The organism is Pseudomonas sp. CYM-20-01, assembly GCF_023169845.1.
GTDB classification, from domain to species: domain Bacteria; phylum Pseudomonadota; class Gammaproteobacteria; order Pseudomonadales; family Pseudomonadaceae; genus Aquipseudomonas; species Aquipseudomonas azotoformans.
The window spans coordinates 4,845,515-4,860,353 of record NZ_AP025169.1 but is presented as its reverse complement, the minus strand read 5'-3'; the positions used below and the strand labels follow the sequence as shown (position 1 = coordinate 4,860,353).

The following is a 14,839-nucleotide window of genomic DNA, read 5'->3' as shown; positions in this document are numbered from 1 at the left end:
GCCCCCGATACGATCTAGACGAACAAAAGCTTAGATCATCCTCGGCGTATTCCGACTTTTGGCCTTAAAGCTCGCTTTTCATCTGGATTGAAGACATTACCGGAGGGGATTGGTCAGATATTGGCAAGCTGGGGAACAATGGATTTACCCATGCAATTGACTGCCGCAAAGTATTTACGGCCGCTTGAATGAGACAACCTTGCGTGGCATTCGCAACAATACTCGTCACGGTATTGGCGATCAGGTTTGAAAAATAGCTTGGCCTCGTTGAGGTCGGTTATTAAAAATCCTTCAGATTTCAAAATCTGTTCAAAACGATCACGTAGTGAAGAGAGGGCGGTGGGAAGGTGGGGATGACTGAGAAGCTCCTTCGGGTATGGGGTCGCACTCATTAGATCCACCGTCGCGATCGATTCCCCGGTCGCTTTGAGGGCTTGCAACAGATGTGGGTGTACGTACGACAGACTGCTCGCAGCGTGATGCGCAATACTTTGACAGACACTACTGAGGCGGCGACGGGAAGGCATTCATTCTTCCTGATTTGGTTTGCGAGCTGCGTCGAGCTGCTGGATTCTTAGAGATCATATGTTGCCTCAAAACCTGGTCGAATGCCCCCATGGCCGAATCGTTCTAAAAATGTGTTTTCACACAGCCTGGCCCCATCTGAATCGTCCGCATAACATCGTCAACGTTTGAGACGAACTCTCTTGTTTAAACCAGACTGGCCGATAACGGACCAGATGTCCCCATTTCTGGATTTTTCTAGGTTGGTGTGAAGTTGACTAAATCCATACTTATCTGCTGTGCGATTTTTCTGACTGGTTGTGTTGGTCACTACCAGCAACCGGCACCGAATGCGCCGCACGCCACCCTTGATGCTCATTGGGGGAAAAACGAATTCATGTCTGGAGGCAGCCAAGTGTATTGGGCCTACTACGATGCTCACTGCCAAGACACGAAAGAGACCGGTGTGCTAGGTAGTGTTTCACCGTCAGAACCTGAAAAGAATCGATTTCTAATCCAGCCTGATCGGCGCATTTACCTGAGCGCACTCAGCTCAGGAATCAAGGAGCGTGAGAACACGGATCAGCCGTTAATCCATAGGAGTTGTTTGAGCATCAGTAGCTTCGTCCCTAATGCGGGGGGGATCTACCAAGTGACCCACTCAGCTCCTAAATCCGGTTGCGCATTGGAGGTAGTTGATATTCAGACAGGGAAAGCGCCTTCAACACTTGTCGTTGAGCCTATCGCAAAGGGGTGCGGATTGTGATGGCGTACACAGACAAAGCGTATTGCCACCAACTTATGGCCTCGCCTTATCTGAGACAGTCTTTCTGCCAGCGCAGTGTCTAGTCTGTTGTCTCTACCGGTTGAATAGTCTGGCGATTTCTGCTCGTGCTGACGTGCTGCTTCTGGCCGATTTCTGCCTGTCGTAGCGGGCAGCAATCGGCCAGAACCGGATGTTTAAAGCTGGGATAATGAACTCGTCGAATTTCTTCCTGCTTTAAGAGTTTGCCGACGCGCTTTTACACACTCCGGGCTGGGAAGTAGAGTTAGGAAATCAACTCGTCCCTTTTTATAAAGTAGGTGCAAATGGTGGCTCCCTTCGTTCTCCAGGACTTTGATGTTGGATGGGTCGCCACCGACGCCCTCGGGCAGGTTGCGCTCTTCACTACGGGTGGGCCGGGGCCGGTTCCTGATTCCGCAATGCCCTCCGTCGAAAACTCCGAAGAATTTGTCCTTTCATTGCCGGAGGTGTCCGATGTAGATCGGGTCACTGCCAGGGCTGGCGTAAACGCTTTCGTTGAATTTGCCAAACGTGGGTTCTTCGCGTACGACTGGTCAGACGTTCATCGCGATTCACGCCAGGCCTTGAGGGGGTATGAGCTGCAATGCCGCCCACTGAATCCACTGACACTTTTCGATTTGCCTGCCCCTTTACGGGCATTAGCTGAGGCTACTCGGCTATCTGATGTAACCTTCGGAGAACCCCTCATAGTGATAGGTGATCAGGTTTCTTAGCCTTCATTCGGCGATTCGGAGCCGCTTTTTTGGGCCGGAAGCTTTCAGTTGCGTACCGCAGCTCACGGCCAATAGCTGCGCTTCGCGATTGACGACTTTCGACCCATTGCGACCATTCGCAGGAGCCACCAGAATCGGGGGACTTTTGGTGGTGAGGTGACGCATGGTGAGGATTGAAGTATCAGAAGAAGCCGACTGGACGCTTTTCGAGGACGTGGCCCGGGTTCTTGAGCAAGGGCTGGGAGGTTGCTGGAAAGAGAGGCTCGATGGTCAAGATCAGCGCTACTGGGATCTGTTGGTAGATGAACACACGCTCACCCTGCACCTTGAACACTATTTAGGCATTTCAGTGGACATTCCCGATGGCGCAGATGACATCGCTCGAAGAGTATGTGTGTTGCTCAAGTAGCCTCTTTGCGGGTAAGCCCGCTCCAACAAAGATCACGTCTGATCTAGACGGCAGCAGTGGGTCGATTTCTGCCTGTAGCCATCGTCAGCTTTTGGCCGAGAGTAGCCATTCATCAAAGGCCGTTTTGAGTCCACTGAAAAGGGGACAAATTGATTCTTCATGGATCAATCCGCCCCCATTTTTCATACTTCGACTCAGCCACTGACCTGCCTCGTCTTCTGGATAGCTATGGTCAGCCCGCGGAGGGCGCCTCACGATCAAGGAGCTTGGCTGTGAGTAACACGCCCAGTTCACTCAATTGGTGGATAGCCAGTGCAATATCTCGATGTTTGCCGCTCAGATCTTCGGATAGATCGAGCAGAAGGGTACTGACAGAGGCGAAGGTTTCGTAACTATTGGCAATGAGGGCTTCATTGCTTGCGTCTGGAGCAACGCAGAAGAGCACGGTTGAATCCTGCATGACGTGAGGCATAAAGATATCCTGACTTGGGCCACCACCTCCCCGCTACTAAACGAGTGGGTGGCAGCTGTACGCAGGTTAGTAGACCGGTGGATATCTAAAGCCGGCGCGTCCGAGGACGCCCTGCGCACAGCCGCCATCAAGCACAGACGTGATGTCTGACTGATGAAGCTCATGCACATTCAGATAACCGATCCGGGCTACTAAACCCGATCACCGAAAAATTCAGCGACCGCGCAACCATAGATTCCACCACCCCAGCGCACAAGCCGGCGGATTCTGACGCAGGCGTAGGCAATCGGGCAAGCCACTGCCCTGCTTTGGGAAATGTCCTAGGACACCGCCCTCACACCGTCACCACCACCTTGCCCACCTGCTGGTTCGCCTCCAAAAAACGATGCGCCTCCTGCACCTCATCCAACGCAAATGTCTTCGCAATCACCGGCGCCAACGCGCCCGAGGCCAGCCCGTCCAGAATGAACGCCTTGGCCCGCGCCAACGCCGCCGGTTTGGCGACGATCTCGGCGTACAGATACCCCTTGAGCGTCAAACATTTGCCCAATACGGTAAACAACGGAAACGGCGTGGGCTCGGCACTCAGTGCGCCGTATTCCAGCAAGATTCCGCCCTGGGCCATGCTTTGGGTGAGGGCTTCAAAACCCGGCCCGCCGATCGGGTCGAACACCACGCGGGCGCCTTGGTCGTGGGTGAGTTGCATCACGCGTTCCACCAGGTCTTCTTCGTCGCTGACGATGACGTGGTGGGCGCCGGCGTCGAGCAGGGCTTGTTGTTTGGCGCGGGTGCGGGTCACGCCGATGGCGGTGGCGCCGACGCTGCGGGCGATCTGGAAGGCGGCGAGGGCGACGCTGCTGGAGGCGGCGGTGACCAGTACGGTGTCGCCCTGGGTCAGTTTGGCCTGTTCCACCAGGGCACCCCAGGCGGTGACGTATTGCATCCAGCACGCGGCGGCTTGTACGAAGCTGAGGGTTTGCGGGTGTTTGACGGTGAGGTGGGCGGGCACGTTGGCGACTTCGCCGTAGGTGCCCCAGCGGGCGATGTCCAGCGGTGGGATGACGCTGACGGCGTCGCCCACCTGCAGGTCACTGACATCGGCGCCGACCGCGACTACCACACCGGCCGCTTCGTAGCCCAGGCGGCTGGGGAATTCGGCTTCTTGCAGGTAGGCGTGGTTGCGGAACATCACTTCGGCGCGGTTGAGGCCGAAGGCTTTGACGTCGATTTGGACTTCATCGGCGGCGGGGGCGGGGACGTCGACGTCTTCGAGTTTCAAGACGCTGGCGTCGCCGTAGGCGTGAATCCGGACGATGCGTGCCATGGGGGCTGACCTCGGGGTTGATCGATAAGGCGTTCAATGTAGGCCGGGGGCGGGTGGAGATAAAGCACAACCTCCCGCCCGCGCCTCAAGCCTTGGCCAATCTGCGCGCCTCAATCCGCTCAAACAGCCACATCCCCAACGCCATGGCCAGCACGAACACTCCTACCTGCCATTGCCCGGTCAGCAACAACGCCACCGCCGGCCCGGGGCACAGCCCGGCGATCCCCCAGCCAACACCAAACACCACACTGCCGAGCACCAGCCGGCGGTCGAGGGTGCGGTTGGTCGGCATCTGCATCGGCGCGCCTAGCAATGCGGTGCGGCGCTGCCTGGCGACGTAGAAGAACACGCTGCTGACGGCGAGCGCGCCGAGCATGACCAGCGCCAGGGACGGGTCCCATTCGCCGGCCAGGTCGAGAAACCCGAGCACTTTGGCCGGGTTGGTCATGCCGCTGAGGTACAGCCCCAGGCCGAAGATCAGGCCGGCGATCAAGGCGGTCAATTTGCGCATGCTCAGGCTCCGATCAGATGGCGGATGAGGTAGACAGCCGCAAACCCGCTGCCCATGAAGCACGCCACCGCCACCAGCGAGCGCAGCGACAGGCGCGACAGCCCGCAGATCCCGTGCCCACTGGTGCAGCCGGCGCCGTAGCGGGTGCCGAGGCCTACCAGCAGCCCCGCCAGCACCAACGCTGCGCCACCGGCCTGGATCGACGCGCCGGGCAAGCTGGCGAACAGTGACCACAGCCAGGGCGAGGCGAGCAGGCCGAGCAGGAACAGGCCCTTTTCAGCGCGGCCTTCAGCGTGTTTGGCCAGCAGGCTGCCGAGCAGGCCGCTGATGCCGGCGATGCGCCCATTGAGCAGGATGAACAGGCCGGCGCTGAGGCCGATCAGTGCACCGCCGAGCAACGAGGCCCAGGGGGTGAAGTCGGGGGAGAGGGTCATGGTGCTGGGCCTGCGGGGCGGGAGGGGGATGTAGCTTAGCGCTATCACGGTGGTGTGGGGAGGGTCATGAAAAAGCCCCCTTTCTCAGCCAGCCGGTCTACCATGCCACCCCGGCAGTGGTTGCACGCGCTACCGAATTCTCTCTTTTAAGGTATCGCCCATGTCCATCGACCAGATCAGCCTGCCCAAGGGCGTTAGCCCCCATGCCACCAAGCTATTCGACGCCATCACCGGCGCCGCCACCCCTGAAGAACTCAATCGCGCCGGCGGCAAGGCCGAGGGTTTTGTGCTGGGCCTTGAGTCCACCAAGGCCATCAAGAGCCAAGTCGCCGAGTCGTTGTATGTGGTGTACGACGACGCGGCGGCGCATCGGGCGGGTGAGTTGCAGGCGTGAAAACACCCCTCTCAGGCGGCTGATGGTCGAGCCAAGGCATGGCATGATGGTTAAGTGCCACTATCTGGCCGTGACATCAGCCTATGTGTAAGAGGGAATCGAGTGAAGAAGTTGACTAAGGGCAAGCTGGAACGGTTGAGTCTGCTTTTCGGACTGCCAGTGGCCCTTGTATCTATAGCCTCTGTGGTTGTTCCTCCCGCCTGGAGTTGGTTGAAAGGGGACTATTCAAAACTGGACATCACGCTGGCTTACAGCGATTTTGACCGGATGGAGGTGTTGGTGACGAATGTCGGCAATCGTGCGGCCATCCTGACGGGGCTGGTGCTTGAAACCGCCGCTGACAAAAGCCCGGACATGAGTCTGTTCAACATCCCGAAAGGGCATAGGCTGATCAAGGCGAGCGAGCAGGTCCTGGTGAATGCAACGAACGGGCTGCTGATCCCTGCGAGCGTTGCTGAACTCAGCGAGGTTACGGACCTGCCGCAGAAAAAATGCACCGTTGTGGTGAAGTACCGGCAATACAATTCCAAGGACGAGACTTCAAAGTATGCGTTCGATTGCTACAAGGTCGATCGCCATGCGGCGGGGCGCATTGCCAATTTGCAGAGGGCGGGGGTGGATATTCCTTGGCCCAATTACATTATTCGTGTGGATGGCGTTATTCACATTCCCAATCTGGAACTGATGGAGTGGGCCAAGCGCCAGCCGCTGACCGAGGCTGAAGCTTCTCATTGAAGGGGGGGCAAGGGCGGTGCTGCCGCAAGTCCTGGTTTACGCTGATCCCGCGTGAGATCGAAAAGCGCGGGTCACGAAACCCTCCACGCCGTGGTGTAACCTCTGCCGTTCGAGCGCGTCACGGATAACGGAGAGCCCATGACATTGACTGTCGAAACCCTGCTCAACCTGGCCATGGCCAACCCCATCAACGCCGAAATCACCGCGCGCCTGCCCGACCTGGGCGTGGACCAGTGCTTCCTCACGGCGGGCTGCCTGTTCCAGGCGGTGTGGAATCATCACTCGAATTTGCCGGCGGCCCAGGGCGTAAAGGACTACGACGTTTTCTACTTCGATACCGACCTGTCCTACGAGGCTGAAGACGCAGTCATCCGTGCGGCCGAGCGCTTGTTCCAAGACCTGGGCGTCAATGTCGAGGTGAAGAACCAGGCGCGGGTGCATCTGTGGTACGGCGAGCGCTTTGGCCGGCCTTACCCGCAGTTGCACACGGCCAGGCAGGGGATTGACCGTTACCTGGTGGCGGGCACATGCATCGGCCTGGAGATTGCCACGGGCGAGGTGTATGCGCCTTATGGGTTGGAGGATGTGGAGCAGGGCGTGTTGCGCATCAACCCGCTGCATCCGGAGCCGGCGTTGTTTGTGCAGAAGGCCCGCAGTTATCAGGCGCGCTGGCCATGGCTGCGAATTGTGGAGCCGGGGTTATCCCAATAGGCATCCCAGCGCTGCACTGCCAGCCACCACCAGCCACGGCGGTAGCTTCCAGACTAGCAGGGCGATGAATGCGAGCAGCGCCAGGCCAAGGTCGTACCCGGTCACTATCGCGCTGGTCCATACCGGCTGATACAGCGCCGCCAGCAGCAGGCCTACCACCGCTGCGTTCACTCCGACCAGTGCGGCCTGGGTGCGTGGGCTGCGGCGCAGGCTGGCCCAGAAGGGCAAGGCGCCAAAGATCAGCAGAAACGACGGGGCGAAGATCGCCAGCAGGGCGACCACGCCGCCCAGCCAGCCGGTGGGTGGCTGGTTCATCGAGGCACCGAGGAAGGCGGCAAAGGTAAAGAGCGGCCCGGGCACGGCTTGGGTGGCACCGTAACCGGCAAGGAACACGTCGTTGCTCACCCAGTGCGTTGGCACCACCTCGGCCTGCAGCAGGGGCAACACCACGTGGCCGCCACCGAATACCAGCGAACCGGTGCGGTAGAAGGCATCCAGCAGCGCCAGGGTGGTGTTGGGCAGCCAGTCGGCCAGGATCGGCAAGCCCACCAATACCCCAAAAAAAGCGCCCAGCCACAGCGCCCCCGCTCGGCGGCTGAGGGGGATCGGCAGCGCGTCATGTCCGGCACTCGACTCGGGTTTGAACAACATCACGCCGGCCAGGCCTGCGGCGGCGATCACACTGACCTGGGCCCAGGCGGAGGGTTCCAGCAGGGCCACACCGGCCGCTATCAGCATCAGCATGACGTGGGCGACGCCTCGGCACAGGTTGCGCGCCATGCCCCACACCGCCTGTGCCACTACGGCCACCGCAACCACCTTGAGGCCATGCAACGCCCCCGCAGGGATCACCGAGCCGTGGTGGGCAATGCCTAGGGCGAACAGGACCAGGATGAGGGCCGACGGTAAGGTAAACCCGGCCCAGGCAGCCAATGCGCCGCCGTAACCCGCCCGTGACAAACCGAGCGCAATGCCCACCTGGCTGCTGGCCGGTCCGGGGAGGAATTGGCACAGTGCGACCAGCTCCGCGTAACTGCGCTCGCTCAACCAGCGGCGGCGTGCCACGAACTCTTCGCGAAAATAACCCAAGTGTGCAATCGGGCCGCCGAAGCAGGTGAGGCCTAGGCGCAGGAAGATCAGGAACACCTTCCAGGGTGGGGTGGAGGCATGGGTCAAGGCAGGCGATCTCGCTGGTGAGCAAACAGGTTAGGGTGTCGAAGCACCTTAGCGAATTTTGATGACATGAAGTAGGAGCGCTGTTGTATGCGATTTGCCACGCAGGATTGAATTTTTGCGCGAGCGTTTGAGTCATTGATAAAGCACGGACAACGCCTTCCCCTCACAACCGCTGACGACAGCCAAGGACCGCCCATGACCTTCTTCATCTTCCTGCTCGCCTGCGCCGCCGCTGCCAGTACCGGCATCATCTTCAAGCCGGGAGCCTGGTACGAATCCCTGGTCAAACCCAGCTTCACCCCACCCAACTGGTTGTTCCCGGTGGCGTGGACGATTATTTACCTGTTGCTGGCCTGGGCCGGTTATCGCCTCAGCCTCATCCCGGGCAGCCAAATGGTGCTGGCCTTGTGGGCCGCGCAGATCGCCTTGAACACCTTGTGGACGCCGGTGTTCTTCGGCGCCCATCGCATCCTGGCCGGGATGGTGATTATTGCGGTGCTGTGGCTGACCGTGGCGACCATGGTGGTACTGGCAGTGCAACTGGATTTGATCACCGGCTTGATCCTGTTCCCCTACCTTGCCTGGCTGTGCGTGGCGGCGGCGCTGAACTTCTCGATCCTGCGGAATAACCGTTGATGGCCTATACACCCTGGCCCGCCAGTGAGCCGGAACTGGCCGAGATGCGTCGCTTCAACCAGAAGCTTGCCTGGATGCCGCGCTTCAAGATCCGTAATCGCGTCACACCGCGCCTGATCCAGGCGCTGTTGCGCACCAGCCAAATGCTCAAGAAAGCGCCGGCTGCTGAATGCAAGGTGGTTGACTCCGTACCCGTGCGCATCCTGCGGCCGAGCGGCAAGCCCAAGGGTGTGGTGCTGGATATCCACGGTGGCGGTTGGGTAATCGGCAATGCGCAGATGGATGACGACCTCAACCTGGGCATGGTCAACGCCTGCGAGGTGGCGGTGGTGTCGGTGGATTATCGGTTGGCGGTCGACACGCCGGTCGAAGGGCTGATGGACGATTGCCTGGCGGCGGCGCGTTGGTTGCTCACGGCCGATGAATTTGCCGGCCTGCCGGTGTTCGTGGTCGGCGAATCGGCCGGTGGGCATTTGGCGGCGGCGACGTTGCTGGCGTTGAAGCAATGGCCGCAACTGCTCCAGCGCGTGTGCGGGGCGGTGTTGTATTACGGCGTGTACGACTTGACCGGCACCCCGAGCGTACGTGCGGCGGGGCCGGACACCTTGTTGCTGGACGGGCCAGGCATGGTCGAGGCGTTGCGCATGCTGACGCCGGGCCTGAGCGATGATGAGCGTCGGCAGCCGCCGTTATCGCCGTTGTATGGCGACTTCGAAGGCTTGCCACCGGCGTTGATGTTTGTGGGGGCGTTGGACCCGTTGAAGGATGACACGCTGTTGATCGCTGAGCGGTGGCCGGGGGCTGAGGCGCATCTGTTGCCGGAGGCGGCGCATGGGTTTATTCATTTTCCGGTGGTGATGGGGGGGCGCGTGCTTGCTTATAGCCACCAGTGGATCAGTGCCCTACTAGGGAGATGATCATTCAAACCGCCATGCCGACTGTAACTTGTAGTGAGCGGGCTTGCCCCGCGCCAGGTTCGCAACGGGACCCCAGGCACACCGAGGCGCCTGGGTTTGGGGCGGCTTCGCCACCCAGCGCGGGGCAAGCCCGCTCACTACAGTGACGGTGGCTGAGCAGGGCCAGCAGTGGCAAGGCGTTAGTTCGGGCGTAGCCGCAGGATCCGCCGCTGTACGTTATGCCGGCGGAAAGTCATCGAAGGATTTTGGAAGGTATCCCCGAATTCTCAGTACGTCGGCCTTCACTTCAAATTCGAAGCCTATCTGCGAGATAACCTGAGAGATTTCCTCGGTATGGTCAATATACGTTCGTGGCAGTAATACGCCTAACGAAGGCGCTTCTTGCCACAAGCCGATGTCGAGCCATTCGACATACGCAAAAGGGAAAGGTAGGTGGTAAAACCATTCCACATCCCATCCCGAGATATGGCCTGTGATGGATTTTGAGCGATAAGACGGTACCCACCCCGAGCGCTGGCGCATGTGTGTAATCAGTTCGTTCCACTTGGTGTTGTTTGCCGCGCCTGCCAGGTTTCGTTCTTTGATAGCGGTCTGGATGACCTTGCGGCTTTTATCATTCTGGCGCGCGTCAGCCATGGGTAGTTCAGTCATTTTCTGCTCATCTCCTTTAACCCGTCGGGTTTGAAATCAATGACGGGCGCAGGTATATCACGACACGGCAGCCCGCTAAATCTATCCACTTTATCTGACTGCGCGGGTAATCTCTCGGCCCCACCTATTCAAGCCAAGGACAGCACGTGAAGTTTCTAAAAGGAGTCATCGCTTTATCAGCGCTCTACCTGTTGGCCGGCTGCGAGCAAGTCACCGAGAAGACCCTGCGCTTCGATGTGCCCTACGGTTTTTACGAAACGGGCTGGCGCCAGAACGTCACCGGCAAGGGCCAGTTGACCTGCAAGGTCGTCACCGACACCCAGGACCGTGGCGAGAAGTGGGTGCCGTCGGTGATCCTGGCGGCCGCCGAGGATGCGGCCGAAGACGATACGTTGTTTCTCTCCAGCTATTCGCCAGCCGGTACGGATCAGCGGATTTTCAACCTGCGTACGTTCAATAAGGCCAAGCCGATCATCGATACGCCGATTCATCAAACACTCGATCATAACGGCGTGTACACCCTGCGCCTGACCTGGCAAGCCGATGGCGCCATCGGTTACCAGGTTGAAAACGGCGGCACCTGGGAAGAGAAGAAGCTGGTGGTGAAGCCCGGTTTTACGGTGCGCCATGTGAGCGTGCATGCGTCGGGCATGAAGGGCAATGCGGTGTGTGAGTTGCGCCAGTGATCATCCGGCCAGTTGCAATGGGGGATGTGCCACAGGTGCTGGACTTTGTGCTGCAGGCGCGTGCGGAGCTGTTCCCCAAGCTTCACGACGCCGGCATGCCGGATGACCTCGCGCGCTTTGCGTCGATTTATCTTCAGGGCGAAGGCCGCTTTTTGATCGCTCGCAACGGTGGCGAAATTGTTGCGGCCATCGGGTATCTGCCCTATGACGGGCGTTTCCCTCAACTGGATTACCAAGGCCGCAAGACGGTGGAGGTGGTGCGCTTGTTCGTAGCGCCGGAGTTTCGTCGTTTTGGCTTGGCGGGGCAGTTGTACCGTGCGTTGGAAGCGATGGCGCAGGCGGATGGGGTTGAGGTGATGTACTTGCATACCCACCCGTTTTTGCCGGGGGCGATTGAGTTCTGGGTTCGGCAGGGCTTCGAGGTCGTAGATGTGGAAGCAGACCCGGTCTGGCGGACGGCGCATATGCAGCAGTTCCTGTAGGCCTGTGGCGAGCGGGCTTTTGTGGCAAGTGGGCTTGTTGTGGCGAGCGGGCTTGCCCCGCGTTGGGCTGCGAAGCAGCCCTGAAACCCTGCGCCTCGGTTCGACCTGGAGGAATGCAGCGGCTTTATTGGGGCTGCTTCGCAGCCCAACGCGGGGCAAGCCCGCTCGCCACGATAAACCGCTATTCCAGTATTAAGCGGGGCGCAGCCGCAGGATCTTCGCCCCATCAAGCGGGTCCGTCAGGTAATGCGCCTGCACCCCGAACGTCTCCTGCAACCGTTGTGGCGTCAGTACTTCCAGCGGTTTGCCCAGGGCCACCAACCGCCCGCGATCCAACACTGCCAGGCGGTCACAGGTCAGCGCCTGGTTAAGGTCATGCAACGCAATCAAGGTGGTCACGGGCAGCGCCTGCACACCCTTCAAGATCGCCAGCTGATGCTGGATATCCAGGTGGTTGGTCGGCTCATCCAGCAACAGAATCTGCGGCCGTTGCGCCAATGCGCGGGCGATGTGCACGCGTTGGCGTTCCCCGCCCGAGAGGCTGCGCCAGGCGCGGTGGCTCAGGTGGGTGGCGTCGACGTCCTGCAGGGCTTGCTTCACGATGGCGTCGTCCTCAACGGACCACGGGCTCAGCGCCGACAACCATGGCGTACGGCCCAGGGCCACGGCGTCGAACACGCGGATGGCGTCGTCGGTGTCGGCCTGTTGCTCCACCACCGCCAGTTGCTGGGCGATGACGCGGCGGGACAGCGTGCCCAGGCGCTGGCCGCCCAGCAGCACTTCGCCGGATGCGGGTGCACGCAAGCCGGCGAGCAGCTTGAGCAAGGTGGATTTACCTGAGCCGTTCGGTCCGACAATCCCCAGGGTTTCACCGCGCTGCACGTCCAGATGAATATCACGCAGCAACTCGGCCTCGCGCACCTTGAAGCCCAGCCCGCGGCAGCTCAATACGCTCATCGCGCGTTCCTCCGGCCAATCAGGATGAGCGCAAACACCGGCGCACCGACCAGCGCGGTGACCACACCGACCGGAATCACCTGGCCCTTGATCAGCGTGCGCGACAGCACATCCGCCGCGATCAGAAACAACGCGCCACCCAAGGCGCTCGCCGGCAGCAGCCGCGAATGCCCGGTGCCAAGCAACAGGCGCACGGCGTGGGGAATCACCAGCCCGACAAAGCCGATAGAGCCGACAATCGACACCATCACCGCCGTCACCAGCGCCGCGCAGCCCACCAGCACAAACTGCACGCGGCGCACCGGAATACCGAGGGACGCCGCCGAGTCGCTGCCAAAGGTAAACGCATCCAGCGCGCGCCGATGCCACAGGCACACAGCCAAGCCGACGACTGCCACCGGCACCGCCAGCCACACCGAGGGCCAGCGCACGCCGCTGAGGTTGCCGAGCAGCCAGAACATAATGCCGCGGGCCTGTTCGGAACTGGCCGACTTGGTGATCAGGAACGCGGTGAGCGCATTGAACAGCTGCGAGCCGGCAATGCCGGCGAGGATGATCTGCCCGGTGCCACTGGCCGAACCGCTGGCCCGTGCCAACAGGATTACCAGGGCAAACGCTGCCATCGCGCCGACAAATGCGCCCGCCGACAACGACACCAAGCCGCCGCCCACCCCCATCAACGCCACCAGCACCGCACCGGTCGAAGCGCCGGCGCTGATGCCCAGCAGGTAGGGATCGGCCAGCGGGTTGCGCAACAGCGATTGCAGGATCACCCCGCAGGTCGCCAGCCCGGCACCGCAGGCCGCAGCGACCAGGGCGCGGGTGAGGCGGTAGTTCCACACCACGCCTTCATCGATGGGGTCGAGCACGTAGCCGGCGCCCCACAGTTTGTTGGCGAGTACCTGGAGCACCACCTGCGGCGAGATGGCGGTTTCGCCGATGGCCACGCCGGCGAGCACGGCAATCAGGAGCAGGGCCAGGGCGAGCAGGGTGCGCATCATTTTGGCAGGTCGTAGCCGTCGATGGCCGTGGCCAGTTGTTCAAGGCCGTCGAACATGCGGATGCTAGCCTGCAACGCCAAGGCGTCGAGGATGATGATGCGGTTGTTTTTCACCGCGTCCATGTTGCGCGTGACCGGGTCGCTGCGCAGGAAGGCGAGTTTCTTTTCATGGTCGTCGGCCGGGTAGCGGCGGCGGTCCATGCGCGCGATCACCAGGAACGTCGGGTTGGCCTTGGCGATGGTTTCCCAACCGACGGCAGGCCACTCTTCATCGGACTGCACCACATTGGAGAGGCCGAGGGTTTGCAGCATGAATTCGGGGATACCCTTGTGGCCAGCCACGTACGGGTCGCTGGCCATCTCGGCACTGGAGAACCACACCAGCGCGCTGGCCTGCTTGAGGCCTTTGCCCTGCACGGTGGCGACGGATCTGGCCAGGCGCGCCTTGAACTCGTCATTCAACTGCTGGCCGCGCTCCTGTACGTCGAAGATCTGCGCCAATTGGCGGATGCTTTTATAGATGGTCTCGATGCGAAACGGCTCCAGCCGCGTGCCGTCGGCGCCCACCAGGTTGTCCTTGCCTTCGCAGTCGGAGGGTAGCAGGTAGGTGGGAATCTTCAGTTCATGGAACTGCTCGCGGGTGCCAACCACGCCTTGCGGCCCCACCACCCATTCCAGCTCGGCGGCCACCAGCTGCGGGCGTTTGGCGATCACTGCTTCGAAGCTCGGTTCGTTGTTGGCCAGGCGCTCGATGTTGTCGTTCTGCGCCTTGTACTGCGGCAGCACGCTGTTGAACCACAGCGAAGTGCCGACCACTTTATCGCCTACGCCCAGGGCGTAGAGCATCTCGGTGGCCGCCTGGCCGATGGTCACGCTGCGGGCGGGGGCTTGCGGGAAGGTGATCGGGCTGCCGCAGTTTTCCACGGTCAGCGGGTAGTGAGTGGGCGCGGCGTGGGCCAGGGCACAGAAGCCAACACCTGTAAGCAGGGCGATAACGCGTGGCAGCATGGGGCGATCTCCGAGTGAAGCGTACGTGCCATTCGGAAATCCACTCTCGGGCGCCGGGGGGCGCGACAGGCAAGAATGTCCTTCCCGGACACCCCGCCGGTTAGTGATTGAGCTTGGGCCGGCAGGTCTCCTGACTGATGCGTCGTCGCCACGCTCCAGCCTTCCCGGACGAGGTCCAGTGGCATCGAGGAGCAGGCTCAGCACCTACAGTTGCGGGGGCAGTTCCGATTGGCGCGGGTGTACCGCGCCTCGGATTCCCTATTAGTCCCGTTTGGGAACCGGCGCGGTATGGTAGTCGATCACGCGGTCGAGCG

The 14,839-nt window shown here is 60.8% G+C and carries 18 protein-coding genes and 1 riboswitch; of the genes, 8 read left to right on the top strand and 10 right to left on the bottom strand.

From position 1 onward, the window contains the following. Positions 1-113 precede the first annotated feature (113 nt). A complete protein-coding gene (locus M2497_RS21930; RefSeq protein WP_248483145.1) occupies positions 114-527 on the bottom strand; it encodes a hypothetical protein in 414 nt (137 codons plus the stop codon). Positions 528-2,185: 1,658 nt separating this feature from the next. On the opposite strand from M2497_RS21930, the gene M2497_RS21925 reads away from it, so the two are divergent. After that, on the top strand, positions 2,186-2,431 hold the full coding sequence (locus M2497_RS21925; protein WP_058425626.1) for a DUF3630 family protein: 246 nt from the start codon (positions 2,186-2,188) through the stop codon (positions 2,429-2,431). A gap of 232 nt (positions 2,432-2,663) precedes the next feature. Here the strand turns inward: M2497_RS21925 and M2497_RS21920 are convergent, their stop codons facing one another. The 4 genes from M2497_RS21920 to M2497_RS21905 all read right to left on the bottom strand — a co-directional run bounded on the left by M2497_RS21920 (position 2,664) and on the right by M2497_RS21905 (position 5,172). Further along, positions 2,664-2,903, bottom strand: a complete 240-nt coding sequence (locus tag M2497_RS21920; RefSeq protein ID WP_093528274.1) for a DUF6124 family protein — start codon at positions 2,901-2,903, stop codon at positions 2,664-2,666. 334 nt (positions 2,904-3,237) lie between these two features. Next, on the bottom strand, positions 3,238-4,227 hold the full coding sequence (locus M2497_RS21915; RefSeq protein ID WP_248483143.1) for a zinc-dependent alcohol dehydrogenase family protein: 990 nt from the start codon (positions 4,225-4,227) through the stop codon (positions 3,238-3,240). Between the two features lie 85 nt (positions 4,228-4,312). Continuing rightward, positions 4,313-4,738 carry a DUF6691 family protein gene (locus tag M2497_RS21910; RefSeq protein ID WP_248483141.1) on the bottom strand — a complete coding sequence of 142 codons (426 nt, stop codon included), beginning with the start codon at positions 4,736-4,738 and terminating at the stop codon, positions 4,313-4,315. Positions 4,739-4,740: 2 nt separating this feature from the next. Continuing rightward, positions 4,741-5,172, bottom strand: a complete 432-nt coding sequence (locus M2497_RS21905; RefSeq protein WP_248483139.1) for a YeeE/YedE family protein — start codon at positions 5,170-5,172, stop codon at positions 4,741-4,743. Positions 5,173-5,332: 160 nt separating this feature from the next. Between M2497_RS21905 and M2497_RS21900 the strand changes: the two genes are divergently transcribed. From M2497_RS21900 to M2497_RS21890, 3 genes are all read left to right on the top strand, one after another. Next, the gene (locus M2497_RS21900; protein WP_248483137.1) at positions 5,333-5,566 is read left to right on the top strand and encodes a hypothetical protein; all 234 of its coding nucleotides are present in this window, start codon (positions 5,333-5,335) and stop codon (positions 5,564-5,566) included. 102 nt (positions 5,567-5,668) lie between these two features. Further along, positions 5,669-6,301 (top strand): hypothetical protein, encoded by a 633-nt coding sequence (locus M2497_RS21895; protein ID WP_248483135.1) that lies wholly within the window; start codon positions 5,669-5,671, stop codon positions 6,299-6,301. Between the two features lie 138 nt (positions 6,302-6,439). After that, the gene (locus M2497_RS21890; RefSeq protein WP_248483133.1) at positions 6,440-7,012 is read left to right on the top strand and encodes a nucleotidyltransferase family protein; all 573 of its coding nucleotides are present in this window, start codon (positions 6,440-6,442) and stop codon (positions 7,010-7,012) included. Here M2497_RS21890 and chrA read toward each other — a convergent pair. Further along, entirely contained in the window at positions 7,001-8,188 is a 1,188-nt protein-coding gene (chrA, locus tag M2497_RS21885; protein WP_248483131.1) for a chromate efflux transporter, read from the bottom strand. The two genes, M2497_RS21890 and chrA, sit on opposite strands and share 12 nt — an antisense overlap. A 195-nt stretch (positions 8,189-8,383) precedes the next feature. Between chrA and M2497_RS21880 the strand changes: the two genes are divergently transcribed. Together M2497_RS21880 and M2497_RS21875 are read left to right on the top strand one after the other, a co-directional pair. Beyond that, on the top strand, positions 8,384-8,824 hold the full coding sequence (locus tag M2497_RS21880; RefSeq protein ID WP_222540100.1) for a TspO/MBR family protein: 441 nt from the start codon (positions 8,384-8,386) through the stop codon (positions 8,822-8,824). Next, a complete protein-coding gene (locus M2497_RS21875; RefSeq protein ID WP_248483129.1) occupies positions 8,824-9,741 on the top strand; it encodes an alpha/beta hydrolase fold domain-containing protein in 918 nt (305 codons plus the stop codon). The genes M2497_RS21880 and M2497_RS21875 overlap by 1 nt, the downstream gene beginning before the upstream one ends. Before the next feature lie 216 nt (positions 9,742-9,957). Here M2497_RS21875 and M2497_RS21870 read toward each other — a convergent pair whose 3' ends face one another. After that, positions 9,958-10,392 carry a DUF6678 family protein gene (locus tag M2497_RS21870; protein ID WP_248483127.1) on the bottom strand — a complete coding sequence of 145 codons (435 nt, stop codon included), beginning with the start codon at positions 10,390-10,392 and terminating at the stop codon, positions 9,958-9,960. 146 nt (positions 10,393-10,538) lie between these two features. Between M2497_RS21870 and M2497_RS21865 the strand changes: the two genes are divergently transcribed. Together M2497_RS21865 and M2497_RS21860 are read left to right on the top strand one after the other, a co-directional pair. Further along, complete coding sequence (locus M2497_RS21865; protein ID WP_248483125.1) at positions 10,539-11,078, top strand: hypothetical protein; 540 nt, start codon at positions 10,539-10,541, stop codon at positions 11,076-11,078. Between the two features lie 17 nt (positions 11,079-11,095). Further along, positions 11,096-11,560, top strand: a complete 465-nt coding sequence (locus M2497_RS21860) for a GNAT family N-acetyltransferase (RefSeq protein WP_248483123.1) — start codon at positions 11,096-11,098, stop codon at positions 11,558-11,560. 192 nt (positions 11,561-11,752) lie between these two features. Here M2497_RS21860 and M2497_RS21855 read toward each other — a convergent pair whose 3' ends face one another. Genes M2497_RS21855 through M2497_RS21845 form a run of 3 tightly spaced genes read right to left on the bottom strand, consistent with a single transcriptional unit; the run spans position 11,753 to position 14,525 of the window. Then, complete coding sequence (locus M2497_RS21855) at positions 11,753-12,517, bottom strand: ABC transporter ATP-binding protein (RefSeq protein WP_248483122.1); 765 nt, start codon at positions 12,515-12,517, stop codon at positions 11,753-11,755. Further along, positions 12,514-13,518, bottom strand: coding sequence for an iron ABC transporter permease (locus M2497_RS21850; protein WP_248483120.1), 1,005 nt, complete (start codon positions 13,516-13,518; stop codon positions 12,514-12,516). The genes M2497_RS21855 and M2497_RS21850 overlap by 4 nt, the downstream gene beginning before the upstream one ends. Continuing rightward, positions 13,515-14,525 carry an ABC transporter substrate-binding protein gene (locus M2497_RS21845; protein ID WP_248483118.1) on the bottom strand — a complete coding sequence of 337 codons (1,011 nt, stop codon included), beginning with the start codon at positions 14,523-14,525 and terminating at the stop codon, positions 13,515-13,517. Before M2497_RS21845 ends, M2497_RS21850 begins: the two co-directional genes overlap by 4 nt. 102 nt (positions 14,526-14,627) lie before the next feature. Beyond that, positions 14,628-14,823: riboswitch (cobalamin riboswitch) on the bottom strand. Between the last annotated feature and the right edge of the window lie 16 nt (positions 14,824-14,839).